At 70.9% G+C, this 20,004-nt stretch carries 16 protein-coding genes; 6 read left to right on the top strand and 10 right to left on the bottom strand.

Going from position 1 to position 20,004, the window contains the following annotated elements; genetic code table 11:
* Window positions 1–10 precede the first annotated feature (10 nt).
* The gene (locus ACZ4TG_RS13010; RefSeq protein WP_468162010.1) at window positions 11–985 is read right to left on the bottom strand and encodes a metal ABC transporter substrate-binding protein; all 975 of its coding nucleotides are present in this window, start codon (window positions 983–985) and stop codon (window positions 11–13) included.
* Between the two features lie 154 nt (window positions 986–1,139).
* Here ACZ4TG_RS13010 and ACZ4TG_RS13015 point away from each other — a divergent pair, with 154 nt between their 5' ends.
* A complete protein-coding gene (locus tag ACZ4TG_RS13015) occupies window positions 1,140–2,522 on the top strand; it encodes a glycine--tRNA ligase (RefSeq protein WP_468162011.1) in 1,383 nt (460 codons plus the stop codon).
* Window positions 2,523–2,609: 87 nt separating this feature from the next.
* Here ACZ4TG_RS13015 and ACZ4TG_RS13020 read toward each other — a convergent pair whose 3' ends face one another.
* The 4 genes from ACZ4TG_RS13020 to ACZ4TG_RS13035 all read right to left on the bottom strand — a co-directional run bounded on the left by ACZ4TG_RS13020 (window position 2,610) and on the right by ACZ4TG_RS13035 (window position 5,645).
* The gene (locus ACZ4TG_RS13020) at window positions 2,610–3,311 is read right to left on the bottom strand and encodes a VC0807 family protein (protein WP_468162012.1); all 702 of its coding nucleotides are present in this window, start codon (window positions 3,309–3,311) and stop codon (window positions 2,610–2,612) included.
* 259 nt (window positions 3,312–3,570) lie between these two features.
* Window positions 3,571–4,164, bottom strand: coding sequence for a TetR/AcrR family transcriptional regulator (locus ACZ4TG_RS13025; protein WP_468162013.1), 594 nt, complete (start codon window positions 4,162–4,164; stop codon window positions 3,571–3,573).
* A 21-nt stretch (window positions 4,165–4,185) separates the two neighbouring features.
* Window positions 4,186–5,211 (bottom strand): aldo/keto reductase, encoded by a 1,026-nt coding sequence (locus ACZ4TG_RS13030; RefSeq protein WP_468162014.1) that lies wholly within the window; start codon window positions 5,209–5,211, stop codon window positions 4,186–4,188.
* A gap of 89 nt (window positions 5,212–5,300) precedes the next feature.
* A complete protein-coding gene (locus tag ACZ4TG_RS13035) occupies window positions 5,301–5,645 on the bottom strand; it encodes a DoxX family protein (RefSeq protein WP_468162015.1) in 345 nt (114 codons plus the stop codon).
* Window positions 5,646–5,736: 91 nt separating this feature from the next.
* Between ACZ4TG_RS13035 and ACZ4TG_RS13040 the strand changes: the two genes are divergently transcribed.
* Window positions 5,737–6,192: a MarR family winged helix-turn-helix transcriptional regulator gene (locus tag ACZ4TG_RS13040; protein WP_468162016.1), complete on the top strand. Its 456-nt coding sequence runs from the start codon at window positions 5,737–5,739 to the stop codon at window positions 6,190–6,192.
* Window positions 6,193–6,444: 252 nt separating this feature from the next.
* Here the strand turns inward: ACZ4TG_RS13040 and ACZ4TG_RS13045 are convergent, their stop codons facing one another.
* The gene (locus ACZ4TG_RS13045) at window positions 6,445–7,884 is read right to left on the bottom strand and encodes an MFS transporter (protein ID WP_468162017.1); all 1,440 of its coding nucleotides are present in this window, start codon (window positions 7,882–7,884) and stop codon (window positions 6,445–6,447) included.
* Window positions 7,885–7,934: 50 nt separating this feature from the next.
* Here ACZ4TG_RS13045 and dusB point away from each other — a divergent pair, with 50 nt between their 5' ends.
* From dusB to ACZ4TG_RS13060, 3 genes are all read left to right on the top strand, one after another.
* Complete coding sequence (dusB, locus tag ACZ4TG_RS13050) at window positions 7,935–9,077, top strand: tRNA dihydrouridine synthase DusB (RefSeq protein WP_468162018.1); 1,143 nt, start codon at window positions 7,935–7,937, stop codon at window positions 9,075–9,077.
* 377 nt (window positions 9,078–9,454) lie between these two features.
* Window positions 9,455–12,163: a pyruvate, phosphate dikinase gene (gene ppdK, locus ACZ4TG_RS13055; protein WP_468162019.1), complete on the top strand. Its 2,709-nt coding sequence runs from the start codon at window positions 9,455–9,457 to the stop codon at window positions 12,161–12,163.
* Between the two features lie 468 nt (window positions 12,164–12,631).
* Complete coding sequence (locus tag ACZ4TG_RS13060; protein WP_468162020.1) at window positions 12,632–13,684, top strand: ArsR/SmtB family transcription factor; 1,053 nt, start codon at window positions 12,632–12,634, stop codon at window positions 13,682–13,684.
* Window positions 13,685–13,814: 130 nt separating this feature from the next.
* On the opposite strand, the gene ACZ4TG_RS13065 is transcribed toward ACZ4TG_RS13060, so the two are convergent.
* Window positions 13,815–14,975 (bottom strand): alkaline phosphatase PhoX, encoded by a 1,161-nt coding sequence (locus ACZ4TG_RS13065; RefSeq protein WP_468162021.1) that lies wholly within the window; start codon window positions 14,973–14,975, stop codon window positions 13,815–13,817.
* 351 nt (window positions 14,976–15,326) lie between these two features.
* On the opposite strand from ACZ4TG_RS13065, the gene ACZ4TG_RS13070 reads away from it, so the two are divergent.
* Window positions 15,327–15,734: a VOC family protein gene (locus ACZ4TG_RS13070; protein ID WP_468162022.1), complete on the top strand. Its 408-nt coding sequence runs from the start codon at window positions 15,327–15,329 to the stop codon at window positions 15,732–15,734.
* 4 nt (window positions 15,735–15,738) lie between these two features.
* Here the strand turns inward: ACZ4TG_RS13070 and nirD are convergent, their stop codons facing one another.
* From nirD to ACZ4TG_RS13085, 3 genes are read right to left on the bottom strand one after another with little or no spacing between them, the layout of a single operon-like run.
* Window positions 15,739–16,077, bottom strand: coding sequence for a nitrite reductase small subunit NirD (nirD, locus tag ACZ4TG_RS13075; protein WP_468162023.1), 339 nt, complete (start codon window positions 16,075–16,077; stop codon window positions 15,739–15,741).
* Entirely contained in the window at window positions 16,074–18,617 is a 2,544-nt protein-coding gene (gene nirB, locus ACZ4TG_RS13080; protein WP_468162024.1) for a nitrite reductase large subunit NirB, read from the bottom strand. Before nirB ends, nirD begins: the two co-directional genes overlap by 4 nt.
* A gap of 2 nt (window positions 18,618–18,619) precedes the next feature.
* Window positions 18,620–19,858 (bottom strand): NAD(P)/FAD-dependent oxidoreductase, encoded by a 1,239-nt coding sequence (locus tag ACZ4TG_RS13085; protein ID WP_468162025.1) that lies wholly within the window; start codon window positions 19,856–19,858, stop codon window positions 18,620–18,622.
* Between the last annotated feature and the right edge of the window lie 146 nt (window positions 19,859–20,004).

The following is a 20,004-nucleotide window of genomic DNA, read 5'->3' on the forward strand; positions in this document are numbered from 1 at the left end:
GCAGCTGTCATCACTTGGCTCCGAGCGCCTTCTGGAGGTTCTTCAGGTTGGACCGCATGACCTCGAAGTAGTCAGCGCCCTGGGACTTGTCGGTGATTCCCTCGAGCGGGTCGAGGACGTCGGTGGTCAGGCCGGTGTCCCGGGCGAGGGTCTTGGCGGTCTTGTCGCTGGCCAGGGTCTCGAAGAACACGGTGGTGACATTGTCCTTCTTCGCGACGGCCTGGAGATCCTTCATCCGGGCCGGGCTGGGCTCGGACTCGGGGTCGACCCCGGAGATGCCCTCCTGGTCCAGGCCGTAGCGCTCGGCGAGGTAGCCGAAGGCGGAGTGGGTGGTGATGAAGGTCTTGGAGGCCGTGTTCGTCAGGCCGTCCTTGAACTCGGTGTCCAGCGCGGTCAGCTTGGCCAGGAGCTCGTCGGTGCTCTTCGCGTAGTCCGCGGCGTGGTCGGGGTCGGCCTTCTCCAGGGCCGCGCCGACGCCCTTGGCGATCTCCGCGTACTTGGCGGGGTCGAGCCAGACGTGCGGGTCCTGGCCGGCCTCGCCGTGGCCGTGTTCGTGGCCGGCTTCGCCCTCGCCCTCGTGGGCGTGGTCGTCGTGGCCGGAGGCGCCGTGGACCTCGAGCTTGGTGAGGGTGGCGGCGTCGACGACGTTCTTCACGCCGGACTGGGCGACGGCCTTGTCGACGGCGGGCTGCAGGCTCTTGAGGTAGAGGACCACGTCGGACTCGCCGAGCTGGGCGGTCTGCTTGGGGGTGATCTCCAGGTCGTGCGGTTCGACGCCCGGCTTGGTCAGGGTGTCGACCTTCACGTGGTCCTTGCCGATCTGCTCGGCCAGGAACTGCATCGGGTAGAACGACGCCGTGACGGCGAGCTTGCCGTCCTTGCCGCCCCCGGCGGCGCCGGCTCCGGAGCAGGCGGTGAGGGCCGTGGCGCCGAGGGCGACGGCTCCGGCGAGGGCTGCGGTGGGTATGAGGCGACGTACGTTCATGACATCCATTTTCATCAAAGATGGAAACGATTGTCAAAAACCCAGGTGGGAGGACCGCCGGAGGCCCGTACAAGGGGATCCGATTTGAAAGGGGGGGTGCGGGCGCCGGTAACCTGAGGCATTCGCCGTTCGTCCTCGTAATGAAGAGAGCACCGTGGCCGCCGACAAGATCGAAACCATCGTCAGCCTGAGCAAGCGCCGTGGCTTCGTTTTCCCGTCCAGTGAGATCTACGGCGGCTCCAAGGCCGCCTGGGACTACGGCCCGCTCGGTGTCGAGCTGAAGGAGAACATCAAGCGCCAGTGGTGGAAGGCGATGGTCACCGGACGTGAGGACATCGTCGGCATCGACTCCTCCGTCATCCTGGCCCCCGAGGTCTGGGTTGCCTCCGGCCACGTGGCGACCTTCTCCGACCCGCTGACCGAGTGCACCTCCTGCCACAAGCGTCACCGCGCGGACCACCTGGAGGAGGCGTACGAGGCCAAGCACGGCCGTGCGCCCGTCAATGGTCTCGCCGACATCAACTGCCCCAACTGTGGTGTGAAGGGCCAGTTCACCGAGCCCAAGCAGTTCTCCGGCATGCTGGAGACGCACCTCGGCCCGACCCAGGACACCGGCTCCAAGGCGTACCTGCGCCCCGAGACCGCCCAGGGCATCTTCACCAACTTCGCCCAGGTGCAGACCACCTCGCGCAAGAAGCCCCCGTTCGGCATCGCGCAGATGGGCAAGTCCTTCCGCAACGAGATCACGCCGGGCAACTTCATCTTCCGCACCCGCGAGTTCGAGCAGATGGAGATGGAGTTCTTCGTCAAGCCGGGCGAGGACGAGCAGTGGCAGGAGTACTGGATGCAGGAGCGGTGGAACTGGTACCGCGACCTCGGCATCCGCGAGGAGAACATCCGCTGGTACGACCACCCCAAGGACAAGCTGTCGCACTACTCGAAGCGCACCGCCGACATCGAGTACCGCTTCAACTTCGGCGGCAATGAGTTCTCCGAGCTCGAGGGCGTGGCCAACCGCACCGACTTCGACCTCAAGGCCCACTCCGCCGCCTCCGGCCAGGACCTCACGTACTTCGACCAGGAGGCCGGCGAGCGCTACACCCCGTACGTCATCGAGCCGGCGGCCGGTGTCAACCGCGCCATGCTCGCCTTCATGCTCGACGCGTACAACGAGGACGAGGCCCCCAACGCCAAGGGCGTCATGGAGAAGCGCACCGTGATGCGCCTCGACCCGCGCCTGGCGCCCATCAAGGTCGCCGTCCTGCCGCTGTCCCGCAACCCGCAGCTGTCGCCGAAGGCCAAGGGCCTCGCCGCCGACCTGCGGAAGAACTGGAACATCGAGTTCGACGACGCGGGCGCCATCGGCCGCCGCTACCGTCGCCAGGACGAGATCGGTACGCCGTTCTGCGTCACCGTCGACTTCGACACCCTGGACGACAACGCGGTGACCGTGCGCGAGCGCGACACCATGAAGCAGGAGCGCGTCTCCCTGGACCAGATCCAGAGCTACCTCGGCAGCCGTCTGCTCGGCTGCTAGGACCTGCGCCCCCAGGGGCCGTGAACGACCGGTGGCCCGGTGCGCACTGCGCACCGGGCCACCGCCGTACCTCCCGCCGCGGGCCGGTCAGGCCCCCGCGGCCGCCGCCTCGGCGGCCCGGCGCTCGCCCTCGGCCTGCGAACGCTTGCCGTACAGGGCGGTCCACACGCCCAGCATGCCGAGCACCGCGTAGATCATGACCGGGCTGACGACCACCATCGTGTCGGTGTCCAGCGTGAGGGACAGGGCGACCCGCACCCCGGCCTCGATCAGGTAGGCCACACCCCAGACCGTGGTCATCACGGTCAGCGTCCGGCGGAAGCCCTCGTACTGCCACAAGCCGTTCCACCAGGCCGTGCTCTCGGGGGTGCCGTCCGTGGCGAACTTCCGGCCGAAGTAGAACATCAGAGGCCGCGGCGCGAGCAGGGTGGCGAGACAGAGCACCCCGAACAGCCCGGTCACGCACGAGTCCTTGATCAGCAGGGCCCGGGCCGAGTGCGCGCCGATCAGCGAGACGACGGCCGTGGTCACCAGGAAGACCAGGGTGACGACGGCGAACTCGTCGACCTTGCGGCGCCAGGCCACGTGGACGGCGCTGTCGAGGACGGGCCACGCGCCGCTCAGCAGCAGTGCGCTGAACTCGCTCCAGCCGTGATGGTGGAGCTGGTTGTACGTGATGATCGGCGCGACCACGTTGAGCCCGATGGTCAGGATCCAGCCAAGCGCCGCCGCGCCGCCCGAACGGGCGGGTGGAGCCGGGCGGGCGACCGTGGGTACCGGAGTGGACATACTTCCCCCTGAGGAATTGCCTGTTGGGTGTGTTCGGGGGGAACGTAGGGCAGGTGTGCGGCCCGCAACAGGGCCCCCCGCCCCAAATGATCACCAAGTAAGGCCGGAATCACCCATTCCGGATCAACGGTGGCTGGATCAAGGGCGGTTGGGGCTCGGGGCGGGGCCTGGTCCGGGGTATCGGCCGGGGCCTCGGTCGGGGCCCGGGCCGGAGTCTGGGCCGGGGTGGACGGAGCCGGTGTCGAGGGGGGGGCCGGGGTCAGGCGCGCAGACCCCGGATGACGAGCGCGGTGACCGCCTCGAACTCCGCGATGATGCTCGGGGAGAGCCAGTCGGCCACGTACTGCGGGTCGTGGAAGCGGCCGGTGGCGTCGAACACCGCGCGGGCGGCGGCGGATACGTCGGGCGCGGCCAGGGTCCCCGCCTCGACCCCCTCGCCGATGATCCGGGCCAGCTGGTCGATCAGCTCGGTCAGATGCCGGTCCACCACACCGCTGTTCTCGGCGAGCAGCACCGTGTACGTCGCGAACAGCTCGGGGTCGACGCCCGCCTTCTTGCGCTTGGCCTCGAAGAGGGCCTCCAGCCACGCCTCCAGCTTGGAGGGGGCGGCCTTCGCGGGGGCCGAGGTGATCTCCTCCAGCATCACGACGCTCTTGGCGAGCCACCGGTCCGTGACGGCCTCGCGCAGCGCCGCCTTCGACGGGAAGTGCCGGTACACGCTGCCGTGGCTGACGCCGAGGGCGCGCGCCACGTCCACCACGGTCGCCTTGGTGGGGCCGAAGCGGCGCAGCACGTCCTCGGTGGTTTCGAGGATGCGCTCGGGAGTCAGGGGTTCGGCAGCAGCGGGGGGCATGAGTACGACCGTACAGCCGGTTCAGTGCTCGCTGTCGAGGTGGGCCATCTGCGCCTGCGGGTACCGATCGCCGGCCGCCGCGTCGGCGGGAACCGCCTCCTCGATGGCGGCCAGGTCGGCAGGGCTCAGCTCGACATCGATGGCACCCAGTGCCTCGCCGAGCCGGTCCCGGCGCCGGGCGCCGACCAGCGGGACGATGTCCTCGCCGCGCGAGAGCACCCAGGCGATGGCGGTCTGGGCGACGCTCACGCCTCTGCCCTCGGCGACCTTGCGCAGGGCGTCGACCAGGTCGAGGTTGCGGTCGAGGTTCTCGCCCTGGAAGCGGGGGCTCATCCCGCGGAAGTCGCCGGGCGCCAGCTGCCGGTCGCGGCTGAAATGGCCGCTGATCAGGCCTCGGGACAGCACCCCGTACGCCGTGATGCCGATGCCCAGCTCGCGGGCGGTCGGCAGGATCTCCTCCTCGATGCCGCGCGAGATCAGCGAGTACTCGATCTGGAGGTCCGAGATCGGGGCGACGGCGGCCGCCCGGCGCATGGTCTCCGCGCCGACCTCGGAGAGGCCGATGTGCCGGACGTGCCCGGCCTCCACGGCCTCGGCGATGGCGCCGACCGTCTCCTCGATCGGGACGTCCGGGTCCACGCGGGCGATCCGGTAGACGTCGATGTGGTCCCGGCCGAGGCGCTGGAGGGAGTAGGCCAGGAAGTTCTTGACGGCCGCGGGCCGGCCGTCGTAGCCGGTGAAGCCGCCCTCGACCGTGCGCAGGGCGCCGAACTTCACGCTGGTCAGCGCCTGCTCGCGGGCCGCGGCGGGCGCCGTGCGCAAGGCTTCGTTGATCAGGAGTTCGTTGTGCCCCATGCCGTAGAAGTCGCCGGTGTCGAGCAGCGTGACCCCGGCGTCCAGGGCGGCGTGGATGGTCGCGATCGACTCGGCCCGGTCGGCCTCGCCGTAGAGCGCGGACATGCCCATGCAGCCCAGGCCGAGCGGGAAGACGGAGGGGCCGGTGGTGCCGAGGGTTCGGGATGCGGTGTGGGTCTCGTTCGTGGTCATGAGAAAAGAATGGCATGACGAGTGACAGATTTCAATATCTGTCACTCGTCAGTGTGAGGGTGGGCCGGGGAGGCGAGCCAGGGGGCGGGCTAGGAGGCGATCCGGAGGACCAGTGCCGCCGCGGCGACCAGGGTCAGGACGGCCGCGGGGGCGAGCTCGAAGTCCTTGACCCGCAGGTGACTGATGACCGCGCCGACGAAGTAGAGGGTCACGCCGAGGGCTGCCGCTATGCCGAGCGGTGTCAGCCACAGGCCCGCGACCAGGCCCACCGCGCCGGCTGCCTTCAGCGCGGCCAGGCGCGGCAGCCAGGAATCCGGGACCCCGACCTTGCGCATGCCGCCGACGACCGCCTCGTTGCGCTGGAGGGTGAAGGTCGCGGAAGCGGCGAGGACGAGGGCGAGCAGGCCGCCGACGACGGCGTAGGCGATGAACATGACGGGCTCCAACGGTCGAAGATGTAAAACCATTGAATAGCATCAACGATCTATTGATCGCAATCATTTCCCGCTTGCTACGATGTGGGGCATGACGGCAGCGCAGGACGCCCCGCAACCGCCGCAGAGGCTCGGCCTGCTGCTGGCCTGGCACGGCGCGGTCACCCAGACCCGCATGAAGAAGGCGCTCAGCGCCGCCGGGCTCACCCCCCGGCACGCCATGACGCTGATGCACCTGGAAGGCGGCCCCATCAGCCAGCGGGCGCTCGCCGAGCGGCTGGAGGTCGACCCGAGCGTGCTCGTGGGGATCCTCAACGACCTGGAGGGCGACGGCCTGGCCGAACGCCGCCGCGACCCGGCCGACCGACGCCGCCACAACGTGGGCATCACCGCAGCGGGCTCCGCCGCCCTGGGCAAGACGAACGCGGCCCTCGACGCGGTGGAGCAGGGGCTGTTCTCGGGCCTCTCGGACGCCGATCGGGACAGCCTGCGCGGCCTGCTGGCCCGCATCGACTCGCACGCGGACGACTTCGACTGCGCTGAATAATCGGGGCTCGGTTCGCCTCCGGGGCGCTTGCAGCCTGGCTCACAGGTCCGTGCGTGCTGGAAAACGCTCGTTCCTCGCGTTTCCTCCGCGCGCTCGGACCTGTTCCCCAGGCGCGCCCCTTCGGCTCACTCGCCCGGTGCCCGCTTCGGCTGGGCCCTTGCCCGGGCTCCCAGGTCGCCCCCTTGACCCGCGAAGGCAGGGTTTCGTCGACCCGCGAAAGCGGGGTTCGTCGACCCGCGACGGCAGGGTTTCCTAGACCCGGGTAGGGGCGGGTTTCTCGTCCGGGGTTTCCAAGGTGGCGGCCGTGCGGACGGCCGTTGCGCGGGCCCAGGGGCCCGTGGTCAGGAGGCCGACCAGGAGGACCAGCACCCCGCAGGCCGTGATGATCCACCAGGCCGGGCGGGCCGCCGCCGTGAAGCTCCCGCCGTGCGCCGTGCCGGCCGCCAGGACCGCGCCGATCACGGCGACGCCCAGCGTGCCGCCGGTCTGGCGGCTGGTGGAGGCCACCGCCGCCGCCACCCCGGCCTGCGCCCGGGGCATCCCGGAGACCGCCGTGTTGGTGATCGGCGAGTTGACCATGCCGAAGCCGAGTCCGAAGAGCACGTACCCGGCGAACATCAGCGGGGTCGAGGTCTCCGCCGAGAACGCCGCGAACAGCAGCCCGCTCGCCGCCGTCCCGGCGCCCGCCACCACCAGCGGCAGCCGTGGCCCGACGCCGGCGACGAGGCGGCCCGACACGGGGGCGCAGACGCAGGCCAGGACCGCCATCGGCAGCATGTAGAGCCCCGCGTGCAGGGCGTTGAGCCCCCGCACCTCCTGGAGGTACAGGGTGTTCAGGAAGAGGAACCCGGACAGCGCCGCGAAGGCGCTCACGGCGATCACCGTCGCCCCGCTGAACGGGGCGCTGCGGAAGAACCGCGGGTCGATCAGCGGCTCCGCCCGCCGCGGCTCGTACACCAGCAGCCCCGCCAGCGAGGCCACCGCGACGGCCGCGCAGCCGAGGATCAGCGGCGACGTCCAGCCGGCCGCCGGGGCCTCGATGATCCCGTACGTCAGTGAGCCGAGCAGCGCCATGACCAGCAGCTGCCCCACCGGATCCGAGCGGCGGGGCCGCTCGGCGCGGGACTCGGGGACGTAGCGCAGGGTCAGGACGAGGGCGACGAGCCCGATCGGGAGATTCACCCAGAAGATGGACCGCCATCCGACGGAGTCGACCAGCAGTCCGCCGATCAGCGGGCCCAGGGCCATCGAGATGCCGGCCACCCCGCCCCAGATCCCGATGGCGCGGGCGCGCTCCTTCGGGTCGGTGAAGGTGTTGGCGATGATGGCCATGGCCACCGGGTTGAGCATGGAGCCGCCCATGGCCTGGATCATCCGGAAGACGATCAGCCACTCCAGGCCCGGCGCCAGCGAGCACAGCACCGAGCCGGCGGTGAAGAGGATCAGGCCGGCGGTGAACACCTTGCGGCGCCCTATCCGGTCGCCCATGGACCCCGAGAGCATCAGCAGCGAGGCCAGGACCAGGGTGTAGGCATCGATCGTCCACTGCATGCCCGCGACCGAGGCGTCGAACTCTCGCCGCATGGAGGGCAGGGCGACGTTCAGGACGGTGGTGTCGAGGCTGACGATGAGCAGGCTCATGCAGCAGATCGCCAGGACGAGCATGCGCCGCCTGGGGCTCAAGTCACGCATGCGCCGATAGTACGGCTAACTAACGACATGCGTGATGCGACAATGGGGGGATGACCACGCTTCCTCCGCCCCTCGCGATCGGCCCGCACACCGTGCAGCCCCCGGTGGTGCTCGCGCCCATGGCCGGCATCACGAATGCCCCGTTCCGTACCCTCTGCCGCGAGTACTCCGGCGGCAAGGGGCTGTTCGTGAGCGAGATGATCACGACCCGCGCCCTGGTCGAGCGCAACGAGAAGACGATGCAGCTGATCCACTTCGACGAGACCGAGAAGCCTCGCTCGATCCAGCTGTACGGGGTCGACCCGGCGACGGTCGGCAAGGCCGTCCGCATGATCGTCGAAGAGGACCGCGCCGACCACATCGACCTCAACTTCGGCTGCCCGGTTCCCAAGGTCACCCGCAAGGGCGGCGGCTCGGCCCTCCCGTACAAGCGCAACCTGCTCCGCGCGATCCTCCGCGAGGCCGTCGCGGGCGCCGGCGACCTGCCGGTCACCATGAAGATGCGCAAGGGCATCAACGACGAGCACCTCACCTACCTCGACGCCGGCCGGATCGCCGTCGAGGAGGGGGTCACCGCCATCGCGCTCCACGGGCGCACCACCGCCCAGCACTACGGCGGCACCGCCGACTGGGACGCCATCGCGCGGCTCAAGGAGCACGTGCCGGAGATCCCCGTGCTCGGCAACGGCGACATCTGGTGCGCCGAGGACGCGCTGCGCATGGTCCGCGAGACCGGCTGCGACGGCGTGGTCGTGGGCCGGGGCTGCCTGGGGCGGCCGTGGCTGTTCAACGACCTGGTGGCGGCCTTCGAGGGGCGCCCGGAGGACTTCCACAAGCCGACCCTGCGCGAGGTGGCCGCTGCGATGCACCGGCACGCGCAGCTGCTGGGGGAGTGGATCGGCGACGAGGCGCGCGGGGTGATCGACTTCCGTAAGCACGTGGCCTGGTACCTCAAGGGGTTCGCGGTCGGCTCCGAGATGCGCCAGAAGCTGGCGGTCACCTCCTCCCTCGCCGAACTGGACGCTCATCTGAGCGAGCTGGATCTGGATCAGGCCTGGCCCGAGAGTGCCGACGGCCCGCGCGGCCGGACGTCCGGAAACAACCGGGTTGTCCTGCCCGACGGCTGGTTGAAGGATCCGTACGACTGCGCGGGTGTGACCGAGGAAGCCGAGCTCGACACCTCCGGAGGCTGAGGAGAGGTGGACAAATCGCCCTCCGTGTCGCGTGATATACGCCACGCATGGGAGAGGTTTCGCTCAGATGAGCGGCAAAGTCACGGGTAAGACTTTCAAAGGGTGGCACTGGGTGCCACCCTTTGTGCGTTCAACACTTGAACGCAAATGTATCGATGATCGCTCATCCGAGCGTGATCGCCGTGATTTCAGGCCCTTCGCCTTCGGGATCTGAACGCACTTCGGGCCTTCGCATTACTCATGGGTTACTTTCGATTGGCTGGCGCACGGGTGGTTACGGCCGCATGACGACCAAGTGGACGTACCCAGAAGCCTTCGATCTGGGTATGTTCCTCGCCGTCAGGGCAGCCACCCGAGTCCTCGAGGAGTCGAGACCCGTGTCGGAAAACAAAGATCAGAAGTTCGTCTACGACTTCACCGAGGGCAACCGGGACCTCAAGGACCTTCTCGGCGGCAAGGGAGCCAACCTCGCCGAGATGACCAACCTCGGTCTCCCGGTCCCTCCCGGCTTCACCATCACCACCGAGGCCTGCAAGGTCTACCTCGACAGCGGCGAGGCTCCGGCCGAGCTGCGCGACGAGGTCAGCACGCACCTTGCCGCCCTCGAGGCGAAGATGGGCAAGAAGCTCGGCCAGTCGGACGACCCGCTGCTGGTCTCCGTGCGCTCCGGTGCGAAGTTCTCGATGCCCGGCATGATGGACACCGTCCTCAACATCGGCCTCTCGGACGAGTCCGTGACCGGCCTCGCCTCCCAGGCCGGCAACGAGCGCTTCGCGTGGGACTCGTACCGCCGCCTCATCCAGATGTTCGGCAAGACCGTCCTGGGTGTCGAGGGCGAGCTCTTCGAGGACGCGCTGGACGCGGCCAAGGCCGCCAAGAAGGTCACCGTCGACACCGACCTCGACGCCGCCGACCTCAAGAAGCTGGTCAAGCAGTTCAAGAAGATCGTCTCCGCCGAGGCCGGCCGCGAGTTCCCGCAGGACGCCCGCGAGCAGCTCGACCTCGCCGTCGAGGCGGTCTTCAACTCCTGGAACACCGACCGCGCCAAGCTCTACCGCCGCCAGGAGCGCATCCCGAGCGACCTGGGCACCGCCGTCAACATCTGTTCCATGGTCTTCGGCAACCTCGGCCCGGACTCCGGCACCGGCGTCGCCTTCACCCGCGACCCCGCCAGCGGCCACCAGGGCGTCTACGGCGACTACCTCCAGAACGCGCAGGGCGAGGACGTGGTCGCGGGCATCCGCAACACCGTGCCGCTCGCGGACCTGGAGGGCATCGACAAGGCCTCGTACGACCAGCTCATGACGATCATGGAGACGCTGGAGACCCACTACAAGGACCTCTGCGACATCGAGTTCACGATCGAGCGCGGTCAGCTGTGGATGCTCCAGACCCGCGTCGGCAAGCGCACCGCCGGCGCCGCCTTCCGGATCGCCACCCAGCTCGTAGACCAGGGCCTGATCGACGAGGCCGAGGCCCTGCAGCGCGTCAACGGCGCCCAGCTCGCGCAGCTGATGTTCCCGCGCTTCGACGAGAACGCCAAGACCGAGCTCCTCGGCCGCGGCATCGCCGCCTCCCCGGGCGCGGCGGTCGGCAAGGCCGTCTTCGACTCGTACACGGCCGTCAAGTGGTCCCGCTCCGGCGAGAAGGTCATCCTGATCCGCCGCGAGACCAACCCCGACGACCTGGACGGCATGATCGCCGCCGAGGGCATCCTGACCTCGCGCGGCGGCAAGACCTCGCACGCGGCGGTCGTGGCCCGCGGCATGGGCAAGACCTGCGTCTGCGGCGCCGAAGACCTCGAGGTCGACACCAAGCGCCGCCGGATGACGGTCGGCGGGACGGTCATCGAAGAGGGCGACGTCGTCTCCATCGACGGCTCCACCGGCAAGGTCTACCTCGGCGAGGTACCCGTCGTACCGTCCCCGGTCGTCGAGTACTTCGAGGGCCGCATGCACGCCGGCGCCGACGACGCCGACGAGCTGGTCGCCGCCGTGCACCGGATCATGGCGTACGCCGACCGCGTCCGCCGCCTGCGCGTGCGCGCCAACGCCGACAATGCCGAGGACGCGCTGCGCGCCCGCCGCTTCGGCGCCCAGGGCATCGGCCTGTGCCGCACCGAGCACATGTTCCTCGGCGAGCGCCGCGAACTGGTCGAGCACCTGATCCTCGCGGACACCGACAAGGAGCGCGAGGCGGCACTGAGTGCCCTCCTGCCGCTTCAGAAGAAGGACTTCGTCGAGCTGTTCGAGGCGATGGACGGGCTGCCCGTCACCGTCCGCCTGCTCGACCCGCCGCTGCACGAGTTCCTGCCCGACATCACCGAGCTGTCGGTGCGCGTCGCCCTTGCCGAGTCCCGCAAGGACGCCAACGAGAACGACCTGCGCCTGCTCCAGGCCGTGCACAAGCTGCACGAGCAGAACCCGATGCTGGGTCTGCGCGGTGTCCGTCTCGGCCTGGTCATCCCCGGTCTGTTCGCCATGCAGGTCCGGGCCATCGCCGAGGCCGCGGCCGAGCGCAAGAACGCCAAGGGCGACCCGCGCGCCGAGATCATGGTCCCGCTCGTGGGCACCGTCCAGGAGCTGGAGATCGTCCGCGAGGAGGCCGACCGGGTCATCGCCGAGGTCGAGGCCGCCACCGGCACGAAGCTCAAGCTGAGCATCGGCACGATGATCGAGCTGCCGCGCGCCGCGCTGACCGCCGGCCAGATCGCCGAGGCCGCGCAGTTCTTCTCCTTCGGTACGAACGACCTGACCCAGACGGTGTGGGGCTTCTCCCGCGACGACGTCGAGGCCAGCTTCTTCACCGCGTACCTGGAGAAGGGCATCTTCGGGGTCTCGCCCTTCGAGACCATCGACAAGGACGGCGTGGGCTCCCTGGTCCGCAGTGCCGTCGAGGCCGGCCGGGCGACCCGCCCCGACCTCAAGCTCGGCGTCTGCGGAGAGCACGGCGGCGACCCGGAGTCGGTCCACTTCTTCCACGAGGTCGGCCTGGACTACGTCTCCTGCTCGCCGTTCCGGATCCCGGTGGCGCGCCTGGAGGCCGGCCGCGCGGCCGCCGAGTCGAAGGGCTCCGACAGCCGCTGAGCCCCACTGACACGGCCCTCGGGCCGTGGTCGGGCCGTCGCACGAACGGCGGCCCGGCCGTGTGGGGGCCCAGCCCGACCGCTATCGGTCCCCACTGACCGCGCCTGTCCCCGGGTTTCCTGACCACCCGGGGGTGGGCGCGGTCTGCTTTCCGGGAAGGCCCGTATTCAACAAAGTCTTTACGGCACCAGGCGGTGGACGGATCCCCACCCGTCCACCGCCTGCCGCCTATCTGCCAGGCACGTCGGCGCTTCCCCGTGCGACCGACCGCCAGGCCCCGCAAAGCCCCCCACGGCCTTCGCGGAGCGTTTCGGTCGCACCGGAGTGTGTCTGGCGGAGTACAGGATTTCGGTTGTCACGCCCCTGCCGAAAGGGGTTTCAACTGTGGCCGAAAGGGCGTGGTGACCACGTGTGACGGCATGCATACTCATGAGGCGGGGGGATTGCGGTTGCACAGGTGGGGGTTCGGTGCTTCGTATCCATTTCACGGGAGTGGATCTCGCACGCGTACGGATGGCAGGACGTCCGGATGCGTTGTGGGAGACGATTCTCAGTTTTCACCGCTTAAGAGACCGGCGCGATGCCCGGCTGTTCGGTGAATGGCGTACGGAAACACGGAGCCGGTTGAATAGTGAAACAAGGCTCCTCGGCGCGCTGATACCGGGACGCGGCTATTTCCCGGATTTCCTGACTCCGGTAGAGGGTCAGTACGGGTGGGACGTCGGTCTCGACGCGCTGCGCGGGATCCGTCCCGAGCGGATGCGGCGGGAGCTGGCGCTGCTGGGCGCGGGAGCGGGCGTCGGGGCCGCGTTCGGCATGCCGTCGGGCATGGGCGCGAGCGTCGACGCCGGGGTGCCGCGGCGGCTGCGGGAGTTCATGGACGGCGGCACCAAGCACCTGCCGAGGCTGCTGGGCGAGCTGCGCGGGTACCACCGGGCGGCCGTGGAGCCGTACTGGACGCACATCCAGGCGCAGATCGAGGCCGAGCGGGCCGCGCGGGGCCGGGCCCTGCTGGACGGCGGCGCGGACGAGCTGCTGGCCTCGCTGCCGCCGATGCTGCGCTGGCGGGCTCCGGTCCTGGAGTGCGACTACCCCGTGGACCGGGACGTACGGCTACGGGGGCGCGGGCTGCTGCTCCAGCCGTCCTTCTTCTGCCGGCGCACCGCGGTGACCCTGCACGACCCGGAGCTGCCGCCGGTGCTGGTCTACCCGGCGGCGGCCCAGCTGGCCTCCGCACCGGCCGGGGGAGAGGCGGCCCGGCCGGTGGAGGAGCAGCGCCAGCGGACCCTGGGCAAGCTCGTCGGGCACACCCGCTCGGTGGTGCTGCGGGCCATCGGCGACGGCGCCACCACCAGCGAACTGGCCCGCCGCGCCGGGGTCTCCCTGGCCTCGGCGAGCCAGCACGCCTGCGTGATGCGCGAGGCCGGCCTGGTCACCACCCTGCGCCGCGGCAACGCGGTCCTGCACACGGTGACCCCGCTGGGAGCGGCCCTCCTCAAGGGCGGCGCCGTGGCCTCCTGACGGGGCCGCACCCCTGCGGGTCGGGCCCGTGGGGGTGCGGCCGGTGGTGCGGGTGCCGGTCCGTTGCGGGGGCGCTGCCCCGAGCCTCCGCGCCTCGAACGTCGGCGGGGCTGGGGGTGGCGGCGAGGCTCTAGAGGCGGAACGGGCCCGTGACCTCGTACGTGATGCCGGCGGAGGAGCTGCCGGTGGTGCCGCGCTGGCTGGAGAAGTACAGCCGGTTGCCCGCCGGGGAGAAGGCCGGGCCGGTGATCTCCGAGGAGGACTGGCCGGTGATCCGCAGGAAGGGGGCGACCACGTCGTCCGGGGTGATCACGCAGACCTCCATGTTGCCGCCGTCCTCGGCGACGTACAGGTCGCCGTACGTGGACCCGGTGACGTTGTCCACGCCCGTCAGCGGCGCCGCGCCGCCGGGGACGAGGGAGTCGTCGTAGGCCAGCGCGTAGGTGCCCGCGGCGAGGTCGAGCTGCCAGACCCGGTTGTCGCCCTTGGTGGTGAACCAGACGGTGTCGCCCGCGTAGTGGCAGCCCTCGCCGCCGTTGAACTTCTTGGCGCCGGAGACCTGGCTTCGGGTGGCGGTCGGGGAGCCGTCCGGGTCGGGGACGTTGGCCCAGGTGAAGGAGCCGGAGGTGCCGCTTCCGGCCTGGAGGACCTGGAGGGTGCCGGCGGAGAGGTTGCCCCAGGTGGTGGGGACGAAGCGGTAGAAGCAGCCGTTCGTCTCGTCCTCGGTCAGGTAGATCACCTTGCGGACGGGGTCGGCGGCGGCCGCCTCGTGCTTGAACCGGCCCAGGGCGGGGCGCTGTACGGCCGCGTTGACGCCGTACGGGTCGCTCTCGTGGACGAGGCCGAGGCTGACCTCCTCGCAGGACAGCCAGGTGTTCCAGGGGGTCTTGCCCCCCGCGCAGTTCTGCCGGGTGTTCGCGAGGATGCGGTACGCGCCGGTGACGGCGCCGGCGGAGTCGAACCGGAGCGCGCTCGCGCCGCCGCTCGGGTTGATCTCCGAGTTCGAGACGTAGATCCAGCCGGCCCCGTCCGCGAAGCACGCCCCGCCGTCCGGGGCGCTGTGCCAGGTGTACCCGGTGGAGCCGACGACCTGGCCGGAGCGGGCTATCACCCGGCTGGTGAAGCCGGCGGGCAGCATGATCCCGTTGGCGTCGGCCGCGCCGAGCGCCCCGTACGGCCCGGCGCCGGGCTGGGCGGGCGCGGCGTAGGCGGCCCCGTGCATGAGCGTGCCGGCGAAGGCGGCGGCCGAGGAGCCGATGACGGCGCCGCGCAGGAAGGTACGACGTTCCACGGTCACTCCTGAGGGAGGAGGGCCCCGCGCCCGGGTGGGCGACGAGGTCGCACGCGTCGAGGAACCTAGGGGCGTCGGGTTGCTCCGACGTCAACTCCTCATGACGCGGGAGCGACCGGCGCGGGGTCAATGGCCCGGCGGGACTCCGGGGGCGGGGTGCAGCTGCCGGGTGCGGCTGTGGAACGCGAGGATCGACCTCGCCGCACCAGCACTCCGCTCGGCCTTCTGACCTGCGGTTCTGCCTCTCGTAAAAGATTCTTGGAAATCTTGCGCCGGCAGCGATGACTTTCCCGGCCCCCCTCGGTCTACCCCTCGAACGCAACAGCACCCGTGAGAGAAGAGAGACCCGAGATGTCCGCAACCATGATCTTCGTCAACCTGCCGGTCAAGGACCTCGACGCCAGCAAGGCCTTCTGGGGCAAGCTCGGCTACTCCTTCAACCCGCAGTTCAGCGACGAGACGGCCGGCAGCCTGGTCATCAGCGACACCATCTTCGCGATGCTGCTGACCGAGGCGAAGTTCAAGGAGTTCGCCACCAAGCCGGTCGCCGACGCCTCCCGGACCACCGAGGTCATGGTCGCCCTCAGCGCCGAGAGCCGCGAGAAGGTCGACGAGATCGTCGACACGGCCCTCGCGGCCGGCGCCGTCGAGCCCCGTCCGGCCACGGACCTCGGCTTCATGTACGGCCGTGCCTTCGAGGACCTCGACCACCACGTGTGGGAGTACGTCTGGATGGACCCGGCCGCGGTCCAGGGCTGAGCCGTCAGCGGGGCCCGGCCGCGGCGGTCCGCACCGGGTACGTCCGGACCGCCACCTCCTCGTCGTCCAGGCAGCGCCCCGACTCCAGGTCGAAGCGCTGCTTGAGCAGCGGGGAGGCCACGAACGGCCGGCCCGACGCGCATCCCACCAGCCCGCGCGAGAGCACGTGCGCGCCGGTGAAGGGGTCCTGGTTGCCGATGGCGTACGGGCGGCCCGCGCGGTCCACGAACACCGCGGCCTGGCTTCCGTCCGGCAGCAGGGCCGCGACCCCGCGCCCGGGGGTCAGCGCGGACAGGTCGCACACCGCCAGCCAGCCGTCGGCCACCTTCAGTTCCAGGGTCATCGGACGCCTCCCACGGGCTCAAGGGTCAGGATCGCCAGGTCGGGCTTGACCTGGTCGCGCTCGGGTACGAACTTCACGGTCGGGTCGGGGGCTCCGGGTGCGTTGACGAAGGAGACGAACCGGCGCAGCCGCTCCGGGTCCTGGAGGGTCTCGGCCCATTCGTCGCGGTAGTGCGCCACGTGGTCGGCCATCAGCGACTCCAGTTCGGAGCACAGGCCGAGCGAGTCGTGCACCACCACGTCCCGCAGATGGTCCAGGCCGCCCTCCAGCCGCTCCAGCCAGGTGGAGGTGCGCTCCAGCCGGTCGGCGGTGCGGATGTAGAACATCAGGAACCGGTCGATGAGCCGGACCAGTTCGGCGTCGGAGAGGTCCTGGGCCAGCAGGTCGGCGTGGCGCGGGGTGGCTCCGCCGTTGCCGCCGACGTAGAGGTTCCAGCCGCTCGCGGTCGCGATGACCCCGAAGTCCTTGCTCTGCGCCTCCGCGCATTCGCGGGTGCAGCCGGAGACCGCCGACTTCAGCTTGTGCGGGGCGCGCAGGCCCCGGTAGCGCAGCTCCAGGCCGATGGCCATCCGGACGCTGTCCTGCACCCCGTAGCGGCACCAGGTCTGCCCCACGCAGGACTTCACGGTCCGCAGGGCCTTCCCGTACGCGTGCCCTGACTCGAATCCGGCGTCCACCAGCCGCGCCCAGATCTTCGGCAGCTGGTCCACGCTCGCGCCGAAGAGGTCGATCCGCTGCCCGCCGGTGATCTTCGTGTAGAGGCCGAAGTCGCGGGCCACCTCGCCGATCACGATCAGCCTGTCGGGGGTGATCTCCCCGCCGGGGATGCGCGGGACGACCGAGTACGAGCCGTTGCGCTGCATGTTCGCCAGGAAGTGGTCGTTGGTGTCCTGGAGGGCGGCCTGCTCCCCGTCGAGGACGTAGCCGCTCGCGCCGAGGGTCGGGGCGAGCGAGGCGATGATCGAGCCGACGGCGGGCTTGCAGACCTCGCAGCCGTCACCGCCCCGGGCGCTCTCGCGGCCGTGGCCGTCCAGGATCTCCTGGTAGGAGGTCAGGCGGCGGGTGCGGACGATCTCGTACAGCTCGGCGCGGGTGAAGGGGAAGCACCCGCAGAGCCCCTTGTCGGCGGCGGCCGGCAGCAGCTGGGTGATGGTCTTGAGGCAGCCGCCGCAGCCGGTGCCCGCCTTGGTGCACTTCTTGACCTCGGGCAGGGTGGCGCAGGCGGTGATCGCCTTCTTCGTGACGTTGTGGCAGGAGCAGATCACGGCGCTGTCCGGCAGCGCGGACGGGCCGAGCGCGGCGGGCGCGCCCACTCCGGCGGGCAGGACGAGCTGTTCGGGGGAGACGGGCGGGACGCTGCCGGTGAGCGGGCGCAGCAGGCCGTACGAGTCCGCGTCGCCGACCAGGACTCCGCCGAGCAGCACCCCGTCGGGGGAGACGACGAGCTTGCGGTAGACCCCGGACCGGGAGTCGGAGTACACGACGTCGAGGCTGCCCCCGGTGGCGCCGTGCGCGTCGCCGAAGGAGGCCACGTCCACGCCGAGCAGCTTGAGCTTGGTGGACAGGTCGGCCCCGGTGAACTCCTTGTCGCGGCCCACCAGGTCGTCGGCGGCGGTCTCGGCCATCTCGTAGCCGGGGGCGACCAGCCCGTAGACCCGGCCGTCGGCGGCCAGCGCGCATTCGCCGATGGCGTAGACCCGCGGATCGGATGTGCGGCAGCGGGCGTCGACGCTGATCCCGCCGCGCTCCCCGACGCTCAGGCCGCTGTCGCGGGCGAGCTGGTCGCGGGGGCGGACGCCGGCGGAGAAGACCACGAGTTCGGTGTCGACGGTCGATCCGTCGGAGAGCTTCATGGCGCACACCGAGCCGTCCTCGCCGGTGACGACCTCCTGGGTGCCGACGCCGGTGTGCACCGTCAGGCCCATGCCCTCGATGGTGCGCAGCAGGGCGGCGCCGCCGCCCTCGTCGACCTGTACGGGCATCAGGCGCGGGGCGAACTCGACGATGCGGGTGTCCAGTCCCAGGCCCTGGAGGGCTCCGGCGGCCTCCAGCCCGAGGAGTCCGCCGCCCACGACCGCGCCGGCCGTACGGGTCTTCGCGTAGTCCTCGATGGCCAGCAGGTCCTCGATGGTGCGGTACACGAAGCAGCCGGGGGCGTCCTTGCCGGGCACGGGCGGGACGAAGGGGTAGCTGCCGGTCGCCAGGACGAGCACGTCGTACGGGAACACCTGCCCGGAGCGGGAGGTGACCGTGCGGGCGTCCCGGTCGACGGTCTCGGCGGGGTCGTCGAGGTGGAGCCGGATCCCGTGCTCCGCCATGAACCCGTCCGGGACCATGGACAGTTCCTCGGCGGTGCTGCCGGAGAAGTACGAGGTCAGGTGCACCCGGTCGTAGGCGGGACGGGGTTCCTCGCACAGCACGGTGATGCGGTGCGTGGCGGTGACCCCGCGCTCGGCGAGGGCTTCCAGGTAGCGCTGCCCGACCATGCCGTGGCCGATGAGCACGAGCGCGGGGGTGGGCGTGGGCGTGGCTGCGGCCATGATCAGGAGCCTCCGTCGTCGGTGAGCAGGTGGGACAGGTCGTTCAGGGCCTCGTCGTCCTCCCAGCTGCGGGCGAGGGCGCCCACGGTGGAGAGCTCGCCGAGCAGGACCCCGCCGACGAGGCGGTCCCCCCGGACGACGACCTTGCGGTAGGTGCGGCGGGTGGCGTCGGCGAGGCGGACCACGTCGTCCCCGGGGAGCGGGGTCGGCTCGCCGAAGGCGGCGAGGTCGAGGGGGCCGTGGTCCCCGGTGGTGGAGAGGGTGAGCCGGGTGAGGGCGCGGGTCCCGGTGTACGCGCCGGGGCGTCCGCCGAGGATCGCGGCGAGGGCGTCGGCCTGTTCCAGCGCGGCGCCGGCCAGGCCGTACACGCGTCCGTCGTGCTCGGCGCAGTCCCCGACGGCGTGGATCCGGGGGTCGGAGGTGCGCAGCCCGTCGTCGACCACCACGCCCTTGCGCACGTCGAGCCCGGCGGCCAGCGCCAGCCCGGTGCGCGGGCGCACCCCGCAGGCCAGGACCACGAGGTCGGCGGCGAGCCGGTACCCGTCGGCCAGGTCCACGCCGTCGACCCGGCGGGCCGGGCCCGGGCCGGGCCCGGTCTTCGTCGACAGCCCGCGGACCCGGCATTCGGTGTGGATCTCGACCCCGAGCGCCGTCAGGTGGGTGTGCAGGAGCGCCGAGGCGTCCGCGTCCAGCTGGCGTTCCATCAGCCGCTCGGCCTGCTGGGCCAGCACGACCTGGGCGCCCCGCTCGGCCAGGGCGCGGGCCGCGGAGACGCCGAGGAGGCCGCCGCCGATCACCACCGCGCGCAGGCCGGGGCGTACGGCCGCTGAGAGGGCGAGGCAGTCGTCCATGGTGCGGAACGCGTGGACCCCGTCGGGGAGTTCCCCGCCACGGGGCTCGAACAGCCCGCGCAGGGCCGGGAGCACCGGGTTTGAGCCGGTGGCCAGGACGAGGGTGTCGTACGCCTCCACCGTGCCGTCGTCGCAGTGCACCCGCCGGTCGGCGCGGTCGATGCGCACGGCCCGCACGCCCCGGCGCAGCGCCGGGCCGGGGGCCGGGAGGGCGGTCACCTCCGGCGTGTACCGGCCGGCCAGGACCTCGGCCAGCAGCACGCGGTTGTAGGGGGTGTGCGGCTCCTCCCCGAGGATCCTCACCCGCGCACCGCCGTCCAGCCGTGCGGCGAGCCGCAGGCCCGCCAGGCCGCCGCCGATCACCACCACACGCTGCCGCTCCGCTGTCATGGCACGAGCGTGCGCGGCCGCTGTTTCCCCTCCGCATCGCCGTTGTTACCCGGACGGAACGCGCACCTCAGCGCAGGGGTTAAGGGCCGGTGAGGCGTTCCTCAAGGCCGCCTTAAGGACCGCTGCGGCGGCCTGCGGGCCGCTTA

The sequence above is a fragment of the Streptomyces sp. NPDC028314 genome, assembly GCF_055565795.1.

Excerpts from the sequence above, each read along its gene's own strand:
- ACZ4TG_RS13010 (WP_468162010.1), bottom strand. The coding sequence starts at position 985 with ATGAACGTACGTCGCCTCATACCCACCGCAGCCCTCGCCGGAGCCGTC.
- ACZ4TG_RS13020 (WP_468162012.1), bottom strand. The coding sequence starts at position 3,311 with ATGTCCACTCCGGTACCCACGGTCGCCCGCCCGGCTCCACCCGCCCGT.
- ACZ4TG_RS13025 (WP_468162013.1), bottom strand. The coding sequence starts at position 4,164 with ATGCCCCCCGCTGCTGCCGAACCCCTGACTCCCGAGCGCATCCTCGAA.
- ACZ4TG_RS13030 (WP_468162014.1), bottom strand. The coding sequence starts at position 5,211 with ATGACCACGAACGAGACCCACACCGCATCCCGAACCCTCGGCACCACC.
- ACZ4TG_RS13035 (WP_468162015.1), bottom strand. The coding sequence starts at position 5,645 with ATGTTCATCGCCTACGCCGTCGTCGGCGGCCTGCTCGCCCTCGTCCTC.
- ACZ4TG_RS13040 (WP_468162016.1), top strand. The coding sequence starts at position 5,737 with ATGACGGCAGCGCAGGACGCCCCGCAACCGCCGCAGAGGCTCGGCCTG.
- ACZ4TG_RS13045 (WP_468162017.1), bottom strand. The coding sequence starts at position 7,884 with ATGCGTGACTTGAGCCCCAGGCGGCGCATGCTCGTCCTGGCGATCTGC.
- dusB (WP_468162018.1), top strand. The coding sequence starts at position 7,935 with ATGACCACGCTTCCTCCGCCCCTCGCGATCGGCCCGCACACCGTGCAG.
- ACZ4TG_RS13070 (WP_468162022.1), top strand. The coding sequence starts at position 15,327 with ATGTCCGCAACCATGATCTTCGTCAACCTGCCGGTCAAGGACCTCGAC.
- nirD (WP_468162023.1), bottom strand. The coding sequence starts at position 16,077 with ATGACCCTGGAACTGAAGGTGGCCGACGGCTGGCTGGCGGTGTGCGAC.
- nirB (WP_468162024.1), bottom strand. The coding sequence starts at position 18,617 with ATGGCCGCAGCCACGCCCACGCCCACCCCCGCGCTCGTGCTCATCGGC.
- ACZ4TG_RS13085 (WP_468162025.1), bottom strand. The coding sequence starts at position 19,858 with ATGACAGCGGAGCGGCAGCGTGTGGTGGTGATCGGCGGCGGCCTGGCG.